Consider the following 20,260-nt stretch of genomic DNA (forward strand, 5'->3'; position numbering starts at 1 on the left):
AAAACTATACTCTAAGGGTTATCTAAAAACATTATTAAAATAAAAGATTGTAAAAACTAGCATTTTAAATTTTAAAAGAAATCTAATTTAAGGTAAAGGTAGTTCCTTCTTTTCCGTCTTTTAATTGTATACCAAGGGCAACTAATTCGTCTCTAATTTGGTCAGATAGCGCCCAATCTTTATTCTCTCTTGCCTCTTTTCTTAACTTTATCAACAACTCTACAACTCCGTTTATTTTTTCTGAGCTGTCTTCTGATTTTTCGCTCATCAACCCTAACACATCGAAAACAAATGCACGAATTGCTTCTTTTAAGGTTGCCAAATCTAAAGCTGTTAAACTTGCTTTACCTTCTCTAATTTGATTAATTAATTTAACAGCATCAAATAAATGAGAAATTAAAATCGGGGTATTAAAATCGTCATTTAACGCATCGTAACAAGCCTTTTTCCAAACATTTACATCAAAAGTTGATACTTTATCAGCTTCTATACTGTCTAAAAATGCAATTGCTTCCATTAATTTAGCATGGCCTTTTTCTGATGCTTCTAATGCTTCTCCAGAAAAATCTAAAATACTTCTGTAATTTGCTTGCATGTTAAAAAAACGAACAACAGATGCCGAAAATGCTTTTGGAAGAATCGTGTTTTTTCCTGTTAATATTTCGTTTGGCAAAATAAAATTTCCTGTCGACTTTGCCATTTTTTGACTATTTAAGAGCAACATATTTGTGTGCATCCAATAGTTTACCGGAGTTACCCCTGAACAAGTTTGAGATTGTGCAATTTCACACTCATGATGTGGAAATTTTAAATCCATACCACCACCATGAATATCAAACTGTTCTCCTAAATATTTGGTGCTCATTACAGAACACTCTAAGTGCCAACCCGGAAAACCATCACTCCAAGGAGATGGCCAGCGCATAATGTGTTTTTCATCTGCTTTTTTCCAAAGCGCAAAATCTTGTGGATTTTTTTTATCCGACTGACCGTCTAGAGTTCTTGTATTGTGTATTAAATCTTCAATTTTTCTGCCAGAAAGAATACCATAATTTCCTTTTTCATTATAAGCCAACACATCAAAATAAACCGAACCATTAACCTCATATGCAAAACCTTTAGAAATAATTTCTTTAATCATTTCTATTTGTTCAACAATATGGCCAGTGGCTGTTGGTTCTATACTAGGTGGTAAAAAATTGTAATTTTTAAGAACATTATGAAAATCTACGGTATACTTTTGCACTACTTCCATAGGTTCAATTTTTTCTAAACGGGCTTTTTTAGAAATTCTATCCTCGCCTTCATCCGCATCGTTTTCTAAATGACCTGCATCAGTAATATTTCTAACATAACGAACTTTGTAACCTAAATGTAATAAATATCTGTAAACAACATCAAAAAACATAAAAGTTCGAACATTTCCTAAATGCGCATTACTGTAAACAGTAGGTCCACAAACATACATTCCTACATATCCTTCTGTTATGGGTTTAAAAACCTCCTTTTTCTTAGAGAGCGAATTGTATATTTTTAACTGATTATCTTTGTATTTTTCCATTAAAAAAGTAACATTTAACAAACCATAAAGATAGGTACTTTATTAAGAATAGAGAAATGGAAAATTAGAGAAATTTCTAATTTTGAAAAACTAAAAATTCAGCTTCAAGATAGTTGTTTTTCTAAAAAAAAGGATAGTTAATAAATAAAAAATTGTGCTTATATATTGTTATAAAGTCTAATTTTTACAAATTTTTATTCATAAATTTACATATTATTTACTTCTATGAAAGCAAAAGAATCTGCATTACAAGAAAAAAAGGGAGTTTCACAACCTAAAGCTACAAACAAAACAAGTGCAGAAAGAATAAAGTTAAATAGAGCAAAAAACTACTCTGTAGAGGAGTATGTATCTAAAATTTTAAAAGGCAATGTTACTTTTTTAAGCAAAGCAATTACTTTAGTAGAAAGCACCAATAATAAGCACCAACAAAAGGCAAATGAAATTTTAGAACAATGTTTGCCTTACGCAAATAAGTCTGTTAGAATTGGAATTACAGGGGTTCCTGGAGTTGGAAAAAGCACTTTTATCGAAGCTTTCGGAACCTACTTAACTGCACAAAAAAATAAAGTGGCGGTTCTAGCTGTAGATCCAAGTAGCACTATTTATAAAGGAAGTATTTTAGGTGATAAAACCCGAATGGAGGCACTTGTAAATGACAAAAATGCGTTTATTAGACCATCTCCTTCTGGTAGTTCTTTGGGAGGTGTCGCCAAAAAAACAAGGGAAACCATTATTCTTTGTGAAGCTGCTGGTTTTGACACTATAATTATTGAAACCGTTGGAGTTGGACAATCTGAAACAGTCGTTAACTCTATGGTAGATTTTTTCTTACTTTTAAAAATTGCTGGTGCTGGTGATGAGCTACAAGGCATAAAACGCGGAATTATAGAAATGGCTGATGCAATAGTAATTCATAAGGCAGACGGTGAAAACATAGAAAATGCAAAAATTGCAAAAAATGCTTTTCAAAAAGCATTGCAACTATACCCTACTAAAAAAAGTAATTGGAAGCCAAAAGTTACTGTAGCAAGTGCTTTGTACAATAGTGGTATTCTAGAAATCCATCATATGATTAACGAATATTTAAAAATTACTAAAGAAAATAATTATTTTAACGAAAAAAGAAATGAGCAAAATAAATATTGGTTACTAGCAACTATTGAGCAAGCATTAAAAGATAATTTTTATAACCGAGCGAACATAAAAAAAGCGCTATCTGAAGAAATAATTCGACTAGAGAAAGGAAAAACAACTCCATTTAATGCTGCAAAAAGAATTCTCGAGAGCTAAGAATAAACATTCGTAATTTTAATGTAGAATTCTAAATAATAGTTCTTTTAAAATATCTCTATTTGTTTGGTTTGCACCTACTCCTTTACTTTTAACATCTGCTTCTCTTAACAAAGCAATTACTTGTGCAACTTTTCTCATAGGGTAGTTTCTTGCTGCTAAAAAATATTCATCCACAAAATAAGGACTTACTCCGAGTGATCTTGCAACAGAGTTTTTAGATTTATCTTTTAGCCCGTGAAACAATAACAATTGTGTAAAAAAACCATTTAATAGCGAAATAGTCATAACCAACGGGTTATTTTTTGGATTTTCTGCAAAGTAATTGATTATTCTGTTAGCCTTTACTATATTTTTTTCGCCAATTGCTTTCTTTAACTCGAAATTATTAAAATCTTTAGAAATACCTATGTTTTCCTCAATATCTTTATCGGTAATTATCGTTTCTAAAGGAAGAATAGTTATCAATTTCTCTATCTCATTAGAAATTTTACTTAAATCGGTACCCAAAAACTCTACTAACATTTGTGCAGCTTTAGGCTCTATTTTATATTTTTTTCCTGCTAAAATTTTTCGAATCCAATCTGCTACTTGATTTTCATACAATTTTTTACTTTCAAAAATATACCCCGTTTTTGCAATTGCTTTGTGTAGCTTTTTCCTTTTGTCTAGCTTCTTATATTTATAATTAAAAACAAGAACTGTAGTAGGCTGTGGTTGCTCTGCGTAGGTAACTAATTTTTCTATATTTCTGCTTAAATCTTGTGCTTCTTTTACAATAATAACCTGTTTGTCTGCCATCATTGGGTATCTTTTTGCAGCACTAACGATATCATCAATACTTACATCTCTCCCATACATAACCTGCTGATTAAAACCTTTTTCTGCTTCATCTAAAACTGTTTGTTCAATAAAATCAGAAATTTTATCAATATAATAAGGCTCATCTCCCATTAAAAAATAAATTGGCTTTACTTCTCCTTTTTTTATTGCTAAAACAATGTCTCTAATCTCGTCCATTTATTCTATTAAAAATTATAACCTAGCATTTAAATTATTGAAATAGTATGAGTATGCTAGAATTTTATTTATTTTTGATTGATGATAAAACTCAACCTACCCAACTACAAATTCAACATCAAAAGTAACGAAAATAAGACGCTTATTTTTGATAAACTCAGAAAAAAATTTTTGGTTATAACACCAGAAGAATGGGTAAGGCAACATTTTGTATCCTTTTTAATTGAAGAAAAAAAGTACCCAATAAGTTTAATAGCACTAGAAAAACAACTTGTAATTAATAATCGTACCAAAAGAACAGATATTCTTATTTTTAACTCTTTGGGCAATCCATATATTATTGTTGAGTGCAAAGCACCTTCTGTAAAAATTACTCAAGATGCTTTTGATCAAATAGCTCGATATAACTTAAAGTTAAAAGCAGACTTTTTGGTTGTTACTAATGGATTAACTCATTTTTTCTGCAAAATGGATTTTGAAAATGAAACCTACATTTTTCTTAAAGATATTCCTATTTACAAAAAAGGGTAAACTCGCTATTTTAACTTTTTTTTCTTCTTAATAATTTTTAATAATGTAATTTTGCCAACTTGAAAATAGCTGTCGTCATATTAAACTGGAATGGGCAAAAATTATTAAAACAATTTTTACCTTCAATTGTAGATTTTAGCTCTAAAGAAGCAACTGTTTATGTTGCAGATAACGCTTCTACAGATGATTCAATAGCTTTTGTTACTAAAAACTTCCCATCAGTAAAAATTGTTAAAAATGAACAAAATGGAGGTTATGCAAAAGGGTATAATGATGCTCTTTCTAAAATTAATGCAGATATATATTGTCTTTTAAACTCAGATATTGAGGTTTCTAAAAATTGGCTTACTCCAATTATTGATGTTTTTAAAAAGGAAGCACAAACTGCTATAATTCAACCAAAAATATTAGATTATAAAAATAAATCTAAATTTGAATATGCAGGAGCTGGCGGTGGATTTATAGATTTTTATGGTTATCCTTACTGCAGAGGGCGAGTTTTTAATACCATTGAAACAGATAAAGGTCAATATAACGATACTACAAAGATATTTTGGGCCTCTGGCGCTTGTTTATTTATTAGAGCAAGTGTTTACAAGGAAATAAACGGGTTAGATGAAGATTATTTTGCCCATCAAGAGGAAATTGATTTGTGTTGGCGTGTTCAAAATATTGGTTATGACATAAAATATGTAGGAACCTCTAACGTATATCATATAGGTGGCGCAACATTACAGGAAACAAATCCAGAGAAAACATATTTAAACTTTAGAAACAGTTTACTAAATATTGTAAAAAATGTACCGAAAAAATGGTTTTTGTTTGTGGTTTTTATGAGACTATTATTTGATGGAATTGCAGGTATCAAATTTTTATTAGAGTTAAGACCAGTTCATACATTAGCTATTATTAAAGCACATATTAGCTTCTACAAAAACTTTAATAAATTCTTAAACAAAAGAAAAAAACTTCAAAAAAAGCAAACTTATTACATACATACCAGTATTGTTTGGCAGTATTTTATTCTTCTTAGAAAAAGATTCGAAACTTTAAAATAGTCCTTTATTCTGCTTCATATAAAGACAAACAATCTTTTAAAGGTTTTCCTTCTTGATGCACACACTTACAAAAATCAACTCCTTTATAATTATTTTCCTTCCCTTTAAATTGTGATTCGCAATCGGAAAAGGAATTTCTAGGCACTATAGAAAAACCGTTTATAAAGAACACAATAACCAATGCAATAGATAATAAAACAACACTAAAAAAACCAGCAGGAAACTTATTACTACTTATTTTGAGAGTGTTTATTGGTACTAAATTTTTAGCGCTTTTAAAAGGTAAAATATATTGTAACCGATCGTAATGCCAAACTAGAAGAAATAAATTAGCTAATACCATTAAAGGAGCAGATATAAGTGACCCTTCAAATCTAACAGCATAAGAAAGTATACAAATATTAATAATGATTGGAAAATAGAGCAATGCACCTAAAACTACAGTTCTGGGAATAAGTAAAAGTAATGCTGCTACAATTTGAGCAATACCTATAAAAGTGTAATAATAGCCTGTTTCGTGTAGCGCTGTTAGGTAAGCACCCATTGGATGAATTTCAGATAAACCGCTAGCAAAACGTTCTCCTAAAACCTTCGTAATACCCGCTAAAATAAAGCCTAAAGCTAAGGTAAATCTACAAAAAAAAGAAAAATACCAATACCATCTATTCTGTTTAATAGTTAAATAAAATATGTGAAAGCTATTCAACATAAAAAGTAATCTTTAGTGGTGGTGTTATTAGAATGATTATAATATTTCTATACTCCCTTTCCCTTCTCTAATAACAGTTGGCTCATCTGTTAAATCTATTATTGTAGAAGCTTCATTATCTCCGAAACCACCATCTATTACAACATCTACTTTATGTTGCCATTTTTCGAATATTAACTCCGGGTCTGTTGTATACTCTAACACATCATCATCGTCTCTGATAGAAGTAGAAATAATGGGATTCCCTAAAGCAGCAACTAAAGATCTAATAATAGTATTATCTGGAATTCTAATTCCGACTGTTTTTTTCTTTTTAAAGGCTTTTGGCAAGTTTTTACTTCCTGGTAATATAAAAGTATAAGGACCTGGTAAAGAGTTTTTTAAGATTCTAAAAGTAGCTGAATCTATCTGTTTCACATATTCCGAAAGATGACTTAAATCATTACAAATAAAAGAAAAATTAGCTTTTTCTAGCTTAACTCCTTTTAATTTGGCAATTTTTTCAAGGGCTTTTGTATTGGTAATATCACACCCTAAACCATAAACGGTATCTGTTGGGTAAATGACCAAACCTCCTTTTTTTAAAACATCTACCACTTTTGCAATTTCTCTTGCATTAGGGTTATTTTCATAAATTTTTACAAACTCTGCCATTATATAAAAATACAAAAACTCAGCTTGATGAACAAACTGAGTTTTTATTTATTAGGGAAGTTGTGTAAAATTAAGATTTATCTACCAATCTAAAACCTTCGCCATGAATATTTAAAATTTCTACATTCTCGTCTTGTTTTAAATATTTTCTAAGTTTCGCAATGTAAACATCCATACTTCTAGAAGTAAAATAATTATCGTCTCTCCATATTTTTGTTAATGCCAATTCTCTGGGCATTAAATCATTTTTATGAATTGCAAGCATTCTTAATAGCTTGCTTTCTTTTGGAGACAACTTTGTAGGTTCGCCTTCTTCTCCAATAGATAGGTGGCGTAATTTAGAATTGAAAAATAATTTACCAATAGTAAACTCAAACTGCTCTGTCTCTGCAGTTGTATCAATTTCTTTACGCTGTAAAATTGCTTTTATTTTGTGTAATAAAACCTCAGAGTCGAATGGTTTGTTTAAATAATCATCGGCACCAACCGAATATCCTTTAAGAACATCTTCTTTTAATGTTTTGGCTGTTAAGAAAATAATTGGCACTTCTTTATTGGTAGATCGTATATCTTGAGCTAATGAAAAACCATCTTTTCTGGGCATCATTACATCTAAAATACACAAATCATAATCGCTATTTTTAAACATAATTAAGCCTTCAATACCATCATTTGCATGAGTTACGTTGTAATCGTTTAATGCCAAATAATCTTTAAGAACCGTTCCGAAGTTTGGATCATCTTCTACTAATAAAATTTTTTTACTTCCCATTTTTTCTTGTATTTGAATTGTTGTTTAAATTAAAGGTAGTTTTACCGTAAAAATACTTCCTTCTCCTTTTTCACTTTCTACAAAAACAGTTCCATGATGCTTTTCTACAATTTCTTTTACATACGCTAAGCCTAGCCCATGCCCTTTAACATCGTGAATGTTTCCTTTTTGTTCTCTATAAAATTTATTAAAAACTTGTTTTTGAACCGCTTTACTCATACCAATGCCCGAATCTTTTATTTTTAAAATAAAAAATTTGTTTGTGCTTTCTGTATACACATCAATTACAGGAGGGTTTACAGAGTATTTTATTGCGTTTTCTAGCATATTAACTATTACGTTTGTAAGATGAAATTGATTACCTGGCAACTCAGAAACCACCGCTTTAAAGTGCAAGTGAATTTTACCTTTTCTATCATCTAAGAGTAAGCTAATATGTGATATTGCGTCTTCTATTATGTCGTGTAAGTCTATGGTTTCCTTACTAAGATCTATTTGATTTTTCTCTAATCTAGAAATTCTAAGAACATTTTCTACTTGAGAGTGCATTCTTTTATTTTCATCTCGTATCATTTGTATGTAACGCAAAACTTTTTCGTCATCTCCCAAAATTTTTGGGTTTATTATAGAATCTAAAGCTAAATTTATGGTGGCAATGGGTGTTTTAAACTCATGCGTCATATTATTGATAAAATCTGTTTTTATTTCTGATATTTTTTTCTGACGAATTAATTGATAAAGTGAACTTGAAAATGCTATTACTATAATTAATATAAAGAAAATAGATAATAATAAAATAGTAGATATTCCCGAAAGTATCAACTCACTTTTATTAGGAAAGGTTACAAATAGATTGTAATTTGCATTTCCTTCATCATCATAAAACAAGGGATATTTATATGCCTCTGTTGTGTTTATGGTGTAATAACCCGATTTTAATTTTGTAGCCAAACCATCTTCTCCGTATACACCATATTTAAAATCTAGATGAATATTGTTCTTTGCAAGTTCTTCTTTAATAGTTTTTTTTAGTTCAGAATTACTAACTCTATTATGAATAGGTGTTTTTCTACTTAAATCATTTAAAAGCTCTGTAATTTGAATTTTACTAAAAAGATTGTATTCTTTGGTAAAGGAAAATCGTTGTTCATCTAATTTCGGAAACAAATTATCTGGTCCTTTTAATAAGGTAGATTTAAAATAATCTTTTTTACCAACAACTTTTTTAAAAATGATAGAATCATTGTCTAAAAAATCTGAAGGTAATTTAAAGTTTTTCTCTAAAAAAGTACCTGAAATAATAATTTTTTCGTTCGTTACCGTATCTATTTGCTGAATTAGATAACGGTTTAAATCTGCTTTATCTGCAATGCCTTTTTCTGCAATTAAAGCATCAATCTTTTTTTGAAAAGATGCTTGTTCCCTTTCATTAATTCTCTCGGATGCACGACCAAGAGACTTTTGAACATCATTTTTAAATTGTGCAGTCTTACTTTCTAATGCATTGTTTATCCAATATAGCTGTACAGTGATAATTCCTATTAAAGAAATACTCATGAGTACAACAATTAAAATAAACATTTTTTTACGCATAAATCAAATTTAATACTTTATAAAATTGAAATTATGGTTTTTAACTTAAATTAACTGATTTAATAAAATTTTAAGTGAAATTTAACATAAACACTACTATTTACAAAATTAGAGCTTTCTTTTTTGTTAAAATATTATGGATATAATGAACTTGATTTTTAGTGCTTTCTAGAGTAGAATTGTGAATTAAATAATGAGACTGCAAAAGCTTTTTATCTTCTTTCCATTGATTGTTAATTCGCTTTAAAATTTCAGATTCATTGGTATTGTCTCTCTTTATTATTCGCTTTACACGTTCATTTAACGGAGCTGAAACAGAAATTATTAAGTCGAATAAATGAGCATTATTACTTTCAAACAAAATTGCACTTTCATACATAATATAAGACGCATTTTGATGTTGTTTAACAAAATTTTGAAAATCACTTTTTACAGCTGGATGCACGATATTGTTTAACAAACTAAGCTTATCTTTATCATTAAAAACAATATTAGCTAAATAATTATTATTTAGCCTTCCATTTTGATAAGTTTCTGTCCCAAAAATTTCAATAAGTTTTTTTTGAATATCTACCGAAGAGTTCATTAATCTTTTTCCAGCAATGTCTGCAATGTAAATGGCAACATTATCGCTTTTTCGAAACATGTTCACAACCGTAGTTTTTCCTGAACCAATACCACCTGTTAAACCAATTACCATGTTATTTTTGTATTAGAAAGTCTATTTTATTGGGTATTATTTTATAGCTTTTAATTAAAGGGGAAATATTCTTTAATTTAGGAATTAAATAATTTAAATTATTACTTTGGGCAAACTCAAAATCACAATCTACCAAAAAGGAAGTTTCATTTATTTTATTAAAATCAGAAAGTGCCACAACGTACATAACTGTTACTTTATTTGAAAGAGTACTAATTTGTATATCTTTTGGCTTATTTATTATTTTATACGGAATTTGTAACTTTCCTTCTGTAAACTGTTTTACTTTCCCCGAAACGGTAACTACTTTTTCACTAAACTTTAAATTTTTTATTTCTTTAGAATACTTTAAAGTTGTTTTCTTTGAAAAATCTGAGCTAATGTTTTCTATTTTTAAAGGCAAAATTGGTAAACTTTCTAATTTAGAAACATAACTTTCTGGACCATAAATAGTAATACTATCTGGCTTTATAGAAATTGGAGCTACCAAATCATAACCAATTTTAAAATTTAAATTTAAACTAGAAACTATCGGAACTTTTTTACTCACTAAATTACCTAAATTCAAAAAAAGAGAATCTTTACCAATAGATTTTAAAACAATGTCTTTTGGCAATTGTTTCTGAATACTGTTTAGTTGATTTTTAGCTAAAATATAATAGTCATTTTTATGTTTACGCTTTACATTTTTTGCATCAATTACAACTTCTTTATAAAATATTTTTAAACGAGCTATTTTAAAGCCTGTGCCCGATAAATTTACTTCTAATTCTTTTTCTGGTATTTCTTGTACAATTTTACTTTTAGGAATTCCCTTATAAATAATGGGTAAATTGGTTGTAATGGTATATTGTTTGGATAAAGTAATAAGTAGCCAAATTAAGGTTGAAGCCAGTAAAAAAACTAGAAAAGTTTTAGATATTTTTTGCTTTGTTTTCAATACGTTGCGTTTTAAATATGCAATCTACACAAATGCTTTTACAAAAAAAAGTGAGTAATATTAATGTAGATATTACTCACTTTAAATAAAAAAAACAAGTAACCTACTTTTTAGATTTAGCTACTGTTGTATATTTATTAGTTAACTCCATAGAAATAGAAGCGCGTTCGAACTTAATTTTTCCGGCACCTGTTTCTATAGTTACCGTATTATCTGAACTGTTAATCTCAGTAACTTTACCATGTATACCACTAGAAGTTACTACTTTAGAGCCTGTTTTTATTCCTTCTTGAAAAGCTTTTTCTTTTTTCTGACGATTCATTTGTGGCCTTATCATAAAAAAATAAAGCACTATAATCATTGCGAAAAAAGGCAACATACTTGCCAAACTACTAGAATCGAACTGTAAAAAAATTGTATTGTAAATCATTATTTTGCTTTTGGAGTTACAGAACCTTTTATTGTTAAAATTTCTCTACCAGATGCTGTATTGGTAGATAAAGTTACTGTTTTGGTTTGTCTATTAGGTCTTCCGTTCGTGTTAAATTTTACCATAATGTCTCCAGTCTCTCCTGGCTTAATAGGGGCTTTTGGCCATGTTGGAACTGTACAACCACAAGATCCTGTAGCATTAGTAATAACCAAGTCGGTATTACCAGAGTTGGTTACTTTAAAAACGGTTTCTACTAAATACCCTTCATCAACAACACCAAAATCGTATTCTTTTTTGTCTAATGTTAGCGTTGCTACTCCTTTTTTAATTTCTGCATCTCTAGTTTTAGCTTTTTCTAAATTTGATGTGTTAATTTTTGTTGTTGCACTATTATCGGCGCACGACGTCATAAAAAATGACATTACTAATAAAGTAAAACTGAAAATAATTTTTCTCATTGTGTATTTAATTTTTAAAATGTACTTAATTCTTATGATGTAAAAATAATATTTTTTTATGAACCATATGGTAAACATTATAACAGGCCTCTCCCTATTTTAACAATTTTGTTATTTGCTTTAAAGTCTTTAGATATTTTATCTAATACTCCATTAATAAAGTAACTACTTTTAGAGGTAGAATAATCTTTCGAAATTTCTATGTATTCATTTATGGTTACTTTTGTTGGTATAGAAGGGAAATTTAAAAATTCGGTAAGTGCCATTTTTATAAGAATCATATCTATTTCTGCAATTCTATCAGACTCCCAATTTGGTGTTTTTTCTTCTATATCTTTTTCATATTCTGTATGTTTCAGCACCGTCTTTCTAAATAAATTAGAAACAAATTCCTCATCATCAGTATCTTTATATAAAGCGCCAATTGTAAAAACCGATTTTTCTTTTTGCTTACCGAGTGTTTTTACTACCCAAGTATTTACAAAAGGTATATCATCTACCCAAGAAATCATAGTGTCTTCAAAATAATCTGCCAGTTTACTATTTGGTGCTATAATCTCTTTAAAAACAGCTATTACAAATTCTTTATCATCTTTAAAAGTTGTTGTTTCTGAACTAATGTAGTTTTTGTAAAGATCGCTTTGCAATAACTCTTCAAAAATTATTTTTACATATTCGTCATTTAGCTCCCAATTTTTTAAATTATTTAATGCTAAATAACTTTCTACACTAACACTTGTTGCTATTGCATTAATTAGCTTATTGTCTATAAATTTTGTGTTGGGTTTTAAGTCTTCTTTAGTAGCAAGTATTTTCTTTTTAGAGAGAGCAATTTTTTTGGAGGCTAATTTTTGCAATTCAACCAATAATTGTAAATTTAAAACGTATAAATCATACATTTTTAAAATACTATCTTTTAAGAATTTTTCTTCTTTTACAAGGTCATCATTATGAGATTGTAACATAGCGTATACAGATTGCATTACTTTAACTCTAATATGTCTTCTGTTAATCATTTCTAAAGAACTTAAATATAAAATGGCAAAAAATTAGTTTTTTTCACGCAGCAAAAATAGTATTATTTTGTTTCTAATTACAGAAGATTATAAAATTATTTTTACTTTTTTTTGGGTTTAAAAAGCCCGTAAAAGTCATTGTTTATTTTAGCAATTATAATGTATCTTCGTAGCTTAAAACTATTTTTCATAAATAAATTTCTGTATTGAAAGCTCTAAAATATATAAACAAGTTTTTCATAAAATATAAATGGCGTTTACTTATTGGTATTTTAATTACCATTTTATCGAAATTACTTGCTTTAAAAGTTCCTCAAATAGTAGGAGATTCTCTTAATGTTGTAGAAGATTTCCAGAACGGAAAAATTACTGATGTTGCTTTTGTAAAAAGAGAATTACTACAAAATGTATTGCTTATTATAGGCGTTGCAGTATTAGCTGGTTTTTTTACTTTTTTAATGAGGCAAACTATTATAGTTACCTCTAGACTTATTGAATTTGATTTAAAAAATGAAATCTATCAACAATACCAAAAATTATCTTTAAACTTTTACAAAAAGAATAGAACCGGCGATTTAATGAATCGTATTTCCGAAGACGTTTCTAAAGTAAGAATGTATGTTGGGCCAGCTGTAATGTATTCTATGAATATGTTTGTACTAATTTTAGTTGGTTTTACACAAATGATTCGTATCGATGTAAAATTAACTATGTATACATTAATACCTTTTCCTGTATTGTCTTTATCTATTTTTATTTTAAGTAAAATTATTCATAAAAGAAGTAGCATCGTTCAAGAATATTTATCGAAACTCACCACTTTTAATCAAGAGTTTTTTTCAGGAATTAGTGTTGTTAAATCTTATGGAATTGAGCCACTAATTATTAAAGATTTTGATAAAATTGCCAACGAAAGCAAAGAAAAAAACATTCATTTACAACAAGCCAATGCTTTGTTTTTTCCGTTAATGGTTTTATTAATTGGTTTAAGCAATCTTATTGTTATTTATGTTGGAGGTAAACAATATATTAATGATGAAATTCAAATAGGAACTATTATAGAGTTTATGTTATATGTAAATATTCTTACCTGGCCAGTTGCTGTAGTAGGTTGGGTAACTTCTATGATACAACAAGCAGAGGCATCTCAAGTAAGAATAAATGAGTTTTTAAATGAAAAACCAGAAATTTTAAATCACACTAACTCTCCTACTCAATTAAAAGGAGACGTTTCTTTTAAAAATGTAACTTTTACTTATGATGATACAAATATTACAGCTTTAAAAGATGTTAGCTTTACCGCCAAAGCTGGCGAAACTATTGCTATTTTAGGTAAAACAGGAGCTGGTAAATCTACCATTATAGAGCTCATTGCGCGTTTGTATGATACAAAAGAAGGAGAAATTACATTAGACAATAAACCCATAGAAAGTACGAACTTAAATGATATTAGAAATCAAATTGGCTTTGTACCGCAAGATCCTTTTTTGTTTTCTGAAAGTATTGGAAATAATATTAAATTTGGTAAAGAAAATGCTACAAAAGAAGAAATAATAGCAGCAGCAAAAAATGCAGTAGTACACGATAATATTATAGAGTTTCCGAACGGATATGACACTGTTTTAGGAGAGCGAGGTGTTACTTTGTCTGGAGGGCAAAAGCAACGAGTTTCTATAGCTAGAGCAATTATTAAAGACCCTAAAATTTTAATTTTTGATGATTGTTTATCGGCTGTAGACACAGAAACAGAAGAGAGAATTTTAAATAATCTAAAAAAAGTTTCTCAAAATAAAACCACCTTTATTATTAGCCATAGAGTTTCATCTGCAAAAAATGCCGATAAAATAATAGTTTTAGATGCTGGAAAAATTATCCAAAAAGGGACTCACAATCAGTTAATAAATGAAGAAGGATTCTATAAAAATTTATACCAGCAACAACTTTTAGAAAAAGAAAATTAATCTTTAACATTGCTACGTAAAATATTTTATTAGATTTGTTACCATAAAAAAACTATTATTCAAAAAATATGGCAGAGAGAGTTGAACAGGAAGAAATTTTTTCACAGGTATTAAGAGCAGGAAGAAGAACTTACTTTTTTGACGTAAGAGCAACAAAGGCAGATGATTACTATTTAACAGTTACAGAAAGTAAAAAGTTTACGCATGATGATGGTACTTTCCATTATCAAAAGCATAAAATATACTTGTACAAAGAAGATTTTACAGATTTTCATGAAATGCTAAAAAAAGCAACTGATTACATTATTAATGAAAAAGGAGATGAAGTAATTAGTGAACGCCACCAAAAAGACTTTAAAAAAGAAGATGGCAAAACGATTTCGAAAGAATCTGAAAGCGCTACAGGAAGTTTTACAGATATTTCTTTCGACGATATTTAGAATTTAAAAGATTACTATCTATTGTTTACATACAAATTATGTATTTTACAATGAGATAGCACCATAATAATTCAAATTCAATTTTACACAAAAGAAAAACCGCAAACTTAAGAAGTTTGCGGTTTTTCGATTTTATAAATAGTAGCTTTAAAAATTGAAGCTTTTGCTACATAGCACTAATAATATCGTATTTGGTAATTATTTGATGTGATCCGTTTTCTAAAGATACCAAAACAGCTTGATTTTCTTTCGTTATTAATTTAGAAACATCTTCGAGTTTAGCAGCTTTATCTACTATAGGGTAAGGTTTTCCCATTATATCTTTAATCGGTTTATCTGCAATATTTTTATCGGCAATAAAATGATGTAATAAATCGGACTCATCTATTGACCCTACAAAACCATTAATATCTCTAACTGGTAATTGAGAAATTTTTAAACTTTTCATTCTTTCAATTGCATGCGAAACTAATTCTTCCGTTTGAACAACTACCAAAGGTTTGCCATTGTGTTTTAACACCAAATCTGCAGCTGTTTTTATTTCTTCTTCTACAAAACCTCTATCTCTCATCCAATCATTATTAAACATTTTACCCACATATCTACTTCCATGGTCATGAAATAATACTACAACTACATCATCTTTTGTAAAATGTTCTTTTAATTGTAACAATCCTTTTACAGCGGCTCCGGCAGAATTTCCTAAAAACATTCCTTCTTCTTTTGCCAAACGTTGTGTATAAATAGCTGCATCTTTGTCGGTTACTTTGGTAAAACCATCTATAACTCCGAAATTAACGTTTAAAGGCAAAATATCTTCTCCAATACCTTCTGTTATATATGGATAAATTTCATTTTCGTCGAAAACGCCTGTTTCATGATATTTTTTAAAAACAGAACCATAAGTATCTACTCCCCATATTTTTACTGAAGAACCTGTTTCTCTAGCCTTCATTTTTAAATAACTACCTACACCAGAAATTGTTCCACCAGTACCTACTCCAACAACAAAATGAGTAACTTTCCCTTGAGTTTGTTCCCAAATTTCTGGTCCTGTGCTTAAAAAATGTGCTTTACAATTACTTGGGTTATCGTATTGATTAACATACCAAGAATTCGGTGTTTCTTCTCCCAATCTTTTTGAAACAGAATAATATGAACGAGGATCGTCTGGCTCTACATTTGTAGGACAAACCACTACTTCTGCTCCAACAGCTCTTAAAATATCAATTTTTTCTTTAGATTGTTTGTCCGCCATTACAAAAATACACTTGTATCCTTTTACAATTGCTGCTAAAGCCAGTCCCATTCCAGTGTTTCCAGAAGTTCCTTCTATAATAGTTCCGCCAGGTTTTAAACGTCCGTCTGCCTCAGCATCTTCTATCATTTGTAAGGCCATTCTGTCTTTTACAGAGTTTCCCGGATTAAATGTTTCGTATTTAGACAATACCAAACATGGTAACTCTTTGGTTAGCGTATTTAGTTTTACCAAAGGCGTATTACCAATAGTTTCTAGAATGTTGTTTGCGTAATTCATTTGTGTATTTTGTGCTACAAAGGTATCATTTTTTTTACGCGTTACACAACCGATAATAGTAGATTTTAGAAACAATTGGTAACCTATCTAAAATAAAAATAGAATAGTACTTTTGTTATTTTGCGTTAGCGATTGCAGCAATTGTTTGAACTCTTTTGTGCTTTTTTTGCACAAAAAGTGAGTGCGAAAAGCGCGCCTTTAGTGCTGTATGCTTACAGCACAAAGGAACGTCTAAAAAAAATATTAAAAAGCTTCTATAATGGCCAAATACAAAGGCATGCCCAATGTAATGTTAAATGGAAAGGTAATAGCCAGCGCCATCGGGATGTATAAACCTGGGTTTGCTTTTGGTGCAGCAAGTTTCATTGCTGCTGGAACTGCAATATAAGATGCACTAGCGGCTAAAATTGCCATAAGTAATCGGTTACCAATTTCATCTATGAAAAAACCACTAACAACAGCAATTAAACAGCCATTTATAATAGGAATAATGATTGCAAAAGAAAGTGTAAACCACCCTTTTTTTAACAGTGCTTTTAATTTTCCTCCACTGGTAATTCCCATATCTAATAAAAATACAGCTAAAAAACCTTTAAATAAATCTGTTGTAAATGGCTTAATACCTTCGGCTTGGGCATCATTTGTTAAATAACCTACTATTAAACTTCCTAAAATTAAAACAACACTTCCGTTTGTAAGCGAATGATGAATTACTTTTTTAAACGATGTTTTATTCTTTTTATCTTTAGAATAAAGGGCAATTAATAGAACACCTACAATAATTGAAGGAGCTTCCATTAGTGCCATTACTGCAACCATATGACCCCCAAACGGAATGTTAGACATTTCTAAAAAAGAAATGGTTGTTACGAATGTTACCGCACTTACAGAACCATAGGCAGAGGCAATTGCCCCTGAATTTTCTACACTTAATTTTAATCGTAATATATAGTAACAATAAACAGGGACTAATAAAGCCAAAACGACACCGAAAACCAAAGACCAAATTATTTCTGAAGTAATAACGCTGTGTGCTAATTCTTGCCCACCTTTAAAACCGATAGATAATAATAAATAAAGCGATATGAATTTTGACGAATTGTCTGGAATTTTTAAATCACTTTTTAGGTTTACCGCCAAAAGTCCTAGAAAAAAGAAAAGTAATGCTGGGTTTGTTAAATTGTCTACTAAATAATGTAAATCCATTTTTTAATTTGTTGTAAAGTAGAAAAAGTATTTTTAAATTTCTACTTCAGAGAATAAAATTAATTTTATAAAAAAATCAATCTATATTTTTGCTTTTAAGAGAATTTAAATATATGAAATGATTTTTTTTTATTTTTTTTAAACACAACAAAGAAATTAACTTTATTTCATATATTTTTATTTATATTTATTATAGTAATCATTTATATAATTTATGAACTATACTTTACATCAATTAGAAATTTTTAAAAAAATTGCAGAGTTAAAAAGTGTAACAAAAGCTTCTGAACAACTATTTTTATCGCAACCTGCAGTATCTATTCAGCTAAAAAATTTTCAGGAGCAATTTGGTATACCTCTTTTTGAAATTGTGGGTAGACGATTGTACATTACAGAGTTTGGCGAGGAGATAGCAGCGGCAGCAGCAAAAATTTTAAACGAAGTTGAGGCTATTAATTATAAATCGGCATTATTTGAAGGCCAATTGGCTGGTAAATTAAAAATAGCAATCGTATCTACTGCAAAATATGTAATGCCACATTTTTTGAGTGATTTTGTAAAACAAAATGAAATGGTAGATATTACCATGGCAGTTACTAATAAAATGTCTGTAATTAGAAGCTTAGAAGATAATGATTGTGATTTTGCTCTGGTGTCTACCATTCCTAAAAAACTAAATATAGAACGCATTGAACTAATGAGAAATAGGCTATATTTTGTAGCTGGAAAAAATTTTAAGTTTACTGAAAACAATTCCATCACCGAAGAGTTTAAAAATGCTTTATTTATTTTTAGAGAAAACGGTTCTGCTACCAGATTGGCAATGGAACGGTTTTTAGTTAAAAACAAAATTGAAGTATCTAGAAAAATGGAACTAAGTTCTAACGAAGCAGTAAAACAAGCAATTATTGCTGATTTAGGAATTTCTATTATGCCAATTATTGGTATAAGAAGCGAATTGGAAAAAGGAGAATTACAAATTTTAAAAGTACAAGGACTTCCGTTAGAAACTAATTGGAATATTATTTGGTTGAAAACTAAAAATCAATCTTTAGTTGCAAAAGCATTTAAAAACCATTTAGAAAAAAATAAAAATCAAATAATTGATAGTAAGTTTAAATGGTTTCGAAAAGTGAGTTATTAGGAAAATTTGATAGATTTTGATGGGTTAATTTTTGTAATGATTTGAGAGGGAATTAATAGCATTAAAAAACATAATAACAAGGTACCCAAGTTTAATAATACAATTTCGAGTATAGATATTTTAACTGGCAACACATTCACATAATAAGTGGCCGGGTTTAAAGTAATTATTTCGAAAAAATACTGTAAAAATATTATAAGTAAACCAATTAAATTTCCCCAAAAAAGTCCTTTTATAATTAAATAAGTAGCGTTGTACAGAAATATCTTTCGGATACTAGTATTATAACTTCCCAACGCTTTTAAAAGCCCTATCATTGGTACGCGTTCTAAAATTAAAACTAATAAAGCTGTTATCATATTTATACCTGCAATAAGAATCATAATTGCAATTATAAACCATACATTATTATCGAAAAGCTGAATCCATTCGAAAACGGTTGCATAACTTTCTTTGATAGTTTTTGCGTTTAAAGTGGCTCCTATTGCCGAATAAATTTCTGAGCCTTTTTGGTCTATGGCTTCAAAATCATCTAACACAACTTCAAAACCACCTACTTCATTTTCCGACCAATTTAACAATCGCTGAACTTCTCTAAGGTCTCCAATCATCATATTTTTATCGAACTGAGAAAAACCAGAGTCATAAATTCCAACAATCGTATAATTTCTGTTAGAGGGAATGGTACTTTCTACCGATTTTAAAAAAGTAGCTTTTACAACATCATTAAGGTTTAATTGCAAACGATTTGTTAAGGTTTTAGAAAGTAAAATTTCTGTATTTCTATCTTGGTTAAAATTTGGTAATCGTCCTTCAATAATGTATTCTTTAAAAAGTGACCAATCATAATCTGAAGAAACGCCTTTAAAAATAATTCCTTCAAAATCTGAATCTGTTCTTAAAATTCCTGCTTTATAAGCATAGACTTGTACATTTTTAATTCCTTTTACAGCATTGAAATTGGGGTAAAAATCTTGATTTTTATCAATTGAAGTTGTAGAAACATCCGAATTATTTTGATCATAATTTACAATTTGAACATGCCCTTTAAAAGCGGCCATCTTATCACGAATTTTTGACTGCAATCCACCAGCAGTTGCTACTGCAATTAGCATAATAATAATTCCCAATGAAATAGCGGTAATGGCAATTTTTATTATTGGAGATGAAATACTATTTTTATACTTTTTACCGGCAATAATGCGTTTTGCAATAAATAACTCGTAATTCAATT

At 29.2% G+C, this 20,260-nt stretch carries 20 protein-coding genes; 6 read left to right on the top strand and 14 right to left on the bottom strand.

The features are described from left to right. Window positions 1-82: 82 nt before the first annotated feature. Window positions 83-1,561, bottom strand: coding sequence for a cysteine--tRNA ligase (gene cysS, locus WHD54_RS01040; RefSeq protein WP_088322817.1), 1,479 nt, complete (start codon window positions 1,559-1,561; stop codon window positions 83-85). A gap of 225 nt (window positions 1,562-1,786) precedes the next feature. Between cysS and meaB the strand changes: the two genes are divergently transcribed. Then, a complete protein-coding gene (gene meaB / locus WHD54_RS01045; RefSeq protein WP_088322818.1) occupies window positions 1,787-2,854 on the top strand; it encodes a methylmalonyl Co-A mutase-associated GTPase MeaB in 1,068 nt (355 codons plus the stop codon). An 18-nt stretch (window positions 2,855-2,872) separates the two neighbouring features. Here meaB and holA read toward each other — a convergent pair whose 3' ends face one another. Further along, entirely contained in the window at window positions 2,873-3,874 is a 1,002-nt protein-coding gene (gene holA / locus WHD54_RS01050; protein WP_088322819.1) for a DNA polymerase III subunit delta, read from the bottom strand. Window positions 3,875-3,955: 81 nt separating this feature from the next. On the opposite strand from holA, the gene WHD54_RS01055 reads away from it, so the two are divergent. Next, window positions 3,956-4,405 carry a type I restriction enzyme HsdR N-terminal domain-containing protein gene (locus WHD54_RS01055; RefSeq protein WP_088322820.1) on the top strand — a complete coding sequence of 150 codons (450 nt, stop codon included), beginning with the start codon at window positions 3,956-3,958 and terminating at the stop codon, window positions 4,403-4,405. Between the two features lie 59 nt (window positions 4,406-4,464). Next, complete coding sequence (locus WHD54_RS01060) at window positions 4,465-5,463, top strand: glycosyltransferase family 2 protein (protein ID WP_088322821.1); 999 nt, start codon at window positions 4,465-4,467, stop codon at window positions 5,461-5,463. A 4-nt stretch (window positions 5,464-5,467) separates the two neighbouring features. Here WHD54_RS01060 and WHD54_RS01065 read toward each other — a convergent pair whose 3' ends face one another. The 9 genes from WHD54_RS01065 to nusB all read right to left on the bottom strand — a co-directional run bounded on the left by WHD54_RS01065 (window position 5,468) and on the right by nusB (window position 12,738). Then, window positions 5,468-6,172 carry a DoxX family protein gene (locus WHD54_RS01065; protein WP_088322822.1) on the bottom strand — a complete coding sequence of 235 codons (705 nt, stop codon included), beginning with the start codon at window positions 6,170-6,172 and terminating at the stop codon, window positions 5,468-5,470. A 36-nt stretch (window positions 6,173-6,208) separates the two neighbouring features. Then, window positions 6,209-6,826 carry an L-threonylcarbamoyladenylate synthase gene (locus WHD54_RS01070; RefSeq protein WP_088322823.1) on the bottom strand — a complete coding sequence of 206 codons (618 nt, stop codon included), beginning with the start codon at window positions 6,824-6,826 and terminating at the stop codon, window positions 6,209-6,211. A 70-nt stretch (window positions 6,827-6,896) separates the two neighbouring features. Continuing rightward, the gene (locus WHD54_RS01075) at window positions 6,897-7,598 is read right to left on the bottom strand and encodes a response regulator transcription factor (protein ID WP_088322824.1); all 702 of its coding nucleotides are present in this window, start codon (window positions 7,596-7,598) and stop codon (window positions 6,897-6,899) included. Between the two features lie 24 nt (window positions 7,599-7,622). Then, window positions 7,623-9,155, bottom strand: coding sequence for a HAMP domain-containing sensor histidine kinase (locus WHD54_RS01080; protein ID WP_317043136.1), 1,533 nt, complete (start codon window positions 9,153-9,155; stop codon window positions 7,623-7,625). 136 nt (window positions 9,156-9,291) lie between these two features. Continuing rightward, a complete protein-coding gene (gene coaE / locus WHD54_RS01085) occupies window positions 9,292-9,891 on the bottom strand; it encodes a dephospho-CoA kinase (protein ID WP_088322826.1) in 600 nt (199 codons plus the stop codon). A gap of 1 nt (window position 9,892) precedes the next feature. Next, the gene (locus WHD54_RS01090) at window positions 9,893-10,831 is read right to left on the bottom strand and encodes a CdaR family protein (protein ID WP_088322827.1); all 939 of its coding nucleotides are present in this window, start codon (window positions 10,829-10,831) and stop codon (window positions 9,893-9,895) included. A 103-nt stretch (window positions 10,832-10,934) separates the two neighbouring features. Then, complete coding sequence (gene yajC, locus WHD54_RS01095) at window positions 10,935-11,261, bottom strand: preprotein translocase subunit YajC (RefSeq protein ID WP_198943130.1); 327 nt, start codon at window positions 11,259-11,261, stop codon at window positions 10,935-10,937. Then, a complete protein-coding gene (locus WHD54_RS01100) occupies window positions 11,261-11,722 on the bottom strand; it encodes a DUF1573 domain-containing protein (RefSeq protein ID WP_088323340.1) in 462 nt (153 codons plus the stop codon). Before WHD54_RS01100 ends, yajC begins: the two co-directional genes overlap by 1 nt. A 77-nt stretch (window positions 11,723-11,799) precedes the next feature. Then, window positions 11,800-12,738, bottom strand: a complete 939-nt coding sequence (gene nusB / locus WHD54_RS01105) for a transcription antitermination factor NusB (RefSeq protein WP_088322828.1) — start codon at window positions 12,736-12,738, stop codon at window positions 11,800-11,802. A gap of 206 nt (window positions 12,739-12,944) precedes the next feature. Here nusB and WHD54_RS01110 point away from each other — a divergent pair, with 206 nt between their 5' ends. Further along, on the top strand, window positions 12,945-14,699 hold the full coding sequence (locus tag WHD54_RS01110) for an ABC transporter ATP-binding protein (RefSeq protein ID WP_088322829.1): 1,755 nt from the start codon (window positions 12,945-12,947) through the stop codon (window positions 14,697-14,699). Between the two features lie 68 nt (window positions 14,700-14,767). Then, window positions 14,768-15,139, top strand: coding sequence for a PUR family DNA/RNA-binding protein (locus WHD54_RS01115; RefSeq protein WP_088322830.1), 372 nt, complete (start codon window positions 14,768-14,770; stop codon window positions 15,137-15,139). A 166-nt stretch (window positions 15,140-15,305) separates the two neighbouring features. On the opposite strand, the gene WHD54_RS01120 is transcribed toward WHD54_RS01115, so the two are convergent. Both WHD54_RS01120 and WHD54_RS01125 read right to left on the bottom strand, forming a co-directional pair. Next, window positions 15,306-16,676, bottom strand: coding sequence for a pyridoxal-phosphate dependent enzyme (locus WHD54_RS01120; RefSeq protein WP_088323341.1), 1,371 nt, complete (start codon window positions 16,674-16,676; stop codon window positions 15,306-15,308). Between the two features lie 243 nt (window positions 16,677-16,919). Then, window positions 16,920-17,882, bottom strand: coding sequence for a sodium-dependent bicarbonate transport family permease (locus WHD54_RS01125; protein WP_088322831.1), 963 nt, complete (start codon window positions 17,880-17,882; stop codon window positions 16,920-16,922). Between the two features lie 214 nt (window positions 17,883-18,096). Between WHD54_RS01125 and WHD54_RS01130 the strand changes: the two genes are divergently transcribed. Next, window positions 18,097-19,026 (top strand): LysR family transcriptional regulator, encoded by a 930-nt coding sequence (locus WHD54_RS01130; protein ID WP_088322832.1) that lies wholly within the window; start codon window positions 18,097-18,099, stop codon window positions 19,024-19,026. Here WHD54_RS01130 and WHD54_RS01135 read toward each other — a convergent pair. Continuing rightward, the gene (locus WHD54_RS01135) at window positions 19,023-20,258 is read right to left on the bottom strand and encodes an ABC transporter permease (protein WP_088322833.1); all 1,236 of its coding nucleotides are present in this window, start codon (window positions 20,256-20,258) and stop codon (window positions 19,023-19,025) included. The genes WHD54_RS01130 and WHD54_RS01135 overlap by 4 nt on opposite strands. Window positions 20,259-20,260 lie beyond the last annotated feature (2 nt).

Source organism: Polaribacter tangerinus, from assembly GCF_038024095.1.
In the GTDB taxonomy this organism is placed as follows: Bacteria; Bacteroidota; Bacteroidia; order Flavobacteriales; family Flavobacteriaceae; genus Polaribacter; species Polaribacter tangerinus.

What these genes read in the sequence shown, in the direction of transcription:
- cysS (WP_088322817.1), bottom strand. Translation starts at nt 1,561, where the DNA reads ATGGAAAAATACAAAGATAATCAGTTAAAAATATACAATTCGCTCTCT.
- meaB (WP_088322818.1), top strand. Translation starts at nt 1,787, where the DNA reads ATGAAAGCAAAAGAATCTGCATTACAAGAAAAAAAGGGAGTTTCACAA.
- holA (WP_088322819.1), bottom strand. Translation starts at nt 3,874, where the DNA reads ATGGACGAGATTAGAGACATTGTTTTAGCAATAAAAAAAGGAGAAGTA.
- WHD54_RS01055 (WP_088322820.1), top strand. Translation starts at nt 3,956, where the DNA reads ATGATAAAACTCAACCTACCCAACTACAAATTCAACATCAAAAGTAAC.
- WHD54_RS01065 (WP_088322822.1), bottom strand. Translation starts at nt 6,172, where the DNA reads ATGTTGAATAGCTTTCACATATTTTATTTAACTATTAAACAGAATAGA.
- WHD54_RS01070 (WP_088322823.1), bottom strand. Translation starts at nt 6,826, where the DNA reads ATGGCAGAGTTTGTAAAAATTTATGAAAATAACCCTAATGCAAGAGAA.
- WHD54_RS01075 (WP_088322824.1), bottom strand. Translation starts at nt 7,598, where the DNA reads ATGGGAAGTAAAAAAATTTTATTAGTAGAAGATGATCCAAACTTCGGA.
- WHD54_RS01080 (WP_317043136.1), bottom strand. Translation starts at nt 9,155, where the DNA reads ATGAGTATTTCTTTAATAGGAATTATCACTGTACAGCTATATTGGATA.
- coaE (WP_088322826.1), bottom strand. Translation starts at nt 9,891, where the DNA reads ATGGTAATTGGTTTAACAGGTGGTATTGGTTCAGGAAAAACTACGGTT.
- yajC (WP_198943130.1), bottom strand. Translation starts at nt 11,261, where the DNA reads ATGATTTACAATACAATTTTTTTACAGTTCGATTCTAGTAGTTTGGCA.
- WHD54_RS01100 (WP_088323340.1), bottom strand. Translation starts at nt 11,722, where the DNA reads ATGAGAAAAATTATTTTCAGTTTTACTTTATTAGTAATGTCATTTTTT.
- nusB (WP_088322828.1), bottom strand. Translation starts at nt 12,738, where the DNA reads ATGATTAACAGAAGACATATTAGAGTTAAAGTAATGCAATCTGTATAC.
- WHD54_RS01115 (WP_088322830.1), top strand. Translation starts at nt 14,768, where the DNA reads ATGGCAGAGAGAGTTGAACAGGAAGAAATTTTTTCACAGGTATTAAGA.
- WHD54_RS01120 (WP_088323341.1), bottom strand. Translation starts at nt 16,676, where the DNA reads ATGAATTACGCAAACAACATTCTAGAAACTATTGGTAATACGCCTTTG.
- WHD54_RS01125 (WP_088322831.1), bottom strand. Translation starts at nt 17,882, where the DNA reads ATGGATTTACATTATTTAGTAGACAATTTAACAAACCCAGCATTACTT.
- WHD54_RS01130 (WP_088322832.1), top strand. Translation starts at nt 18,097, where the DNA reads ATGAACTATACTTTACATCAATTAGAAATTTTTAAAAAAATTGCAGAG.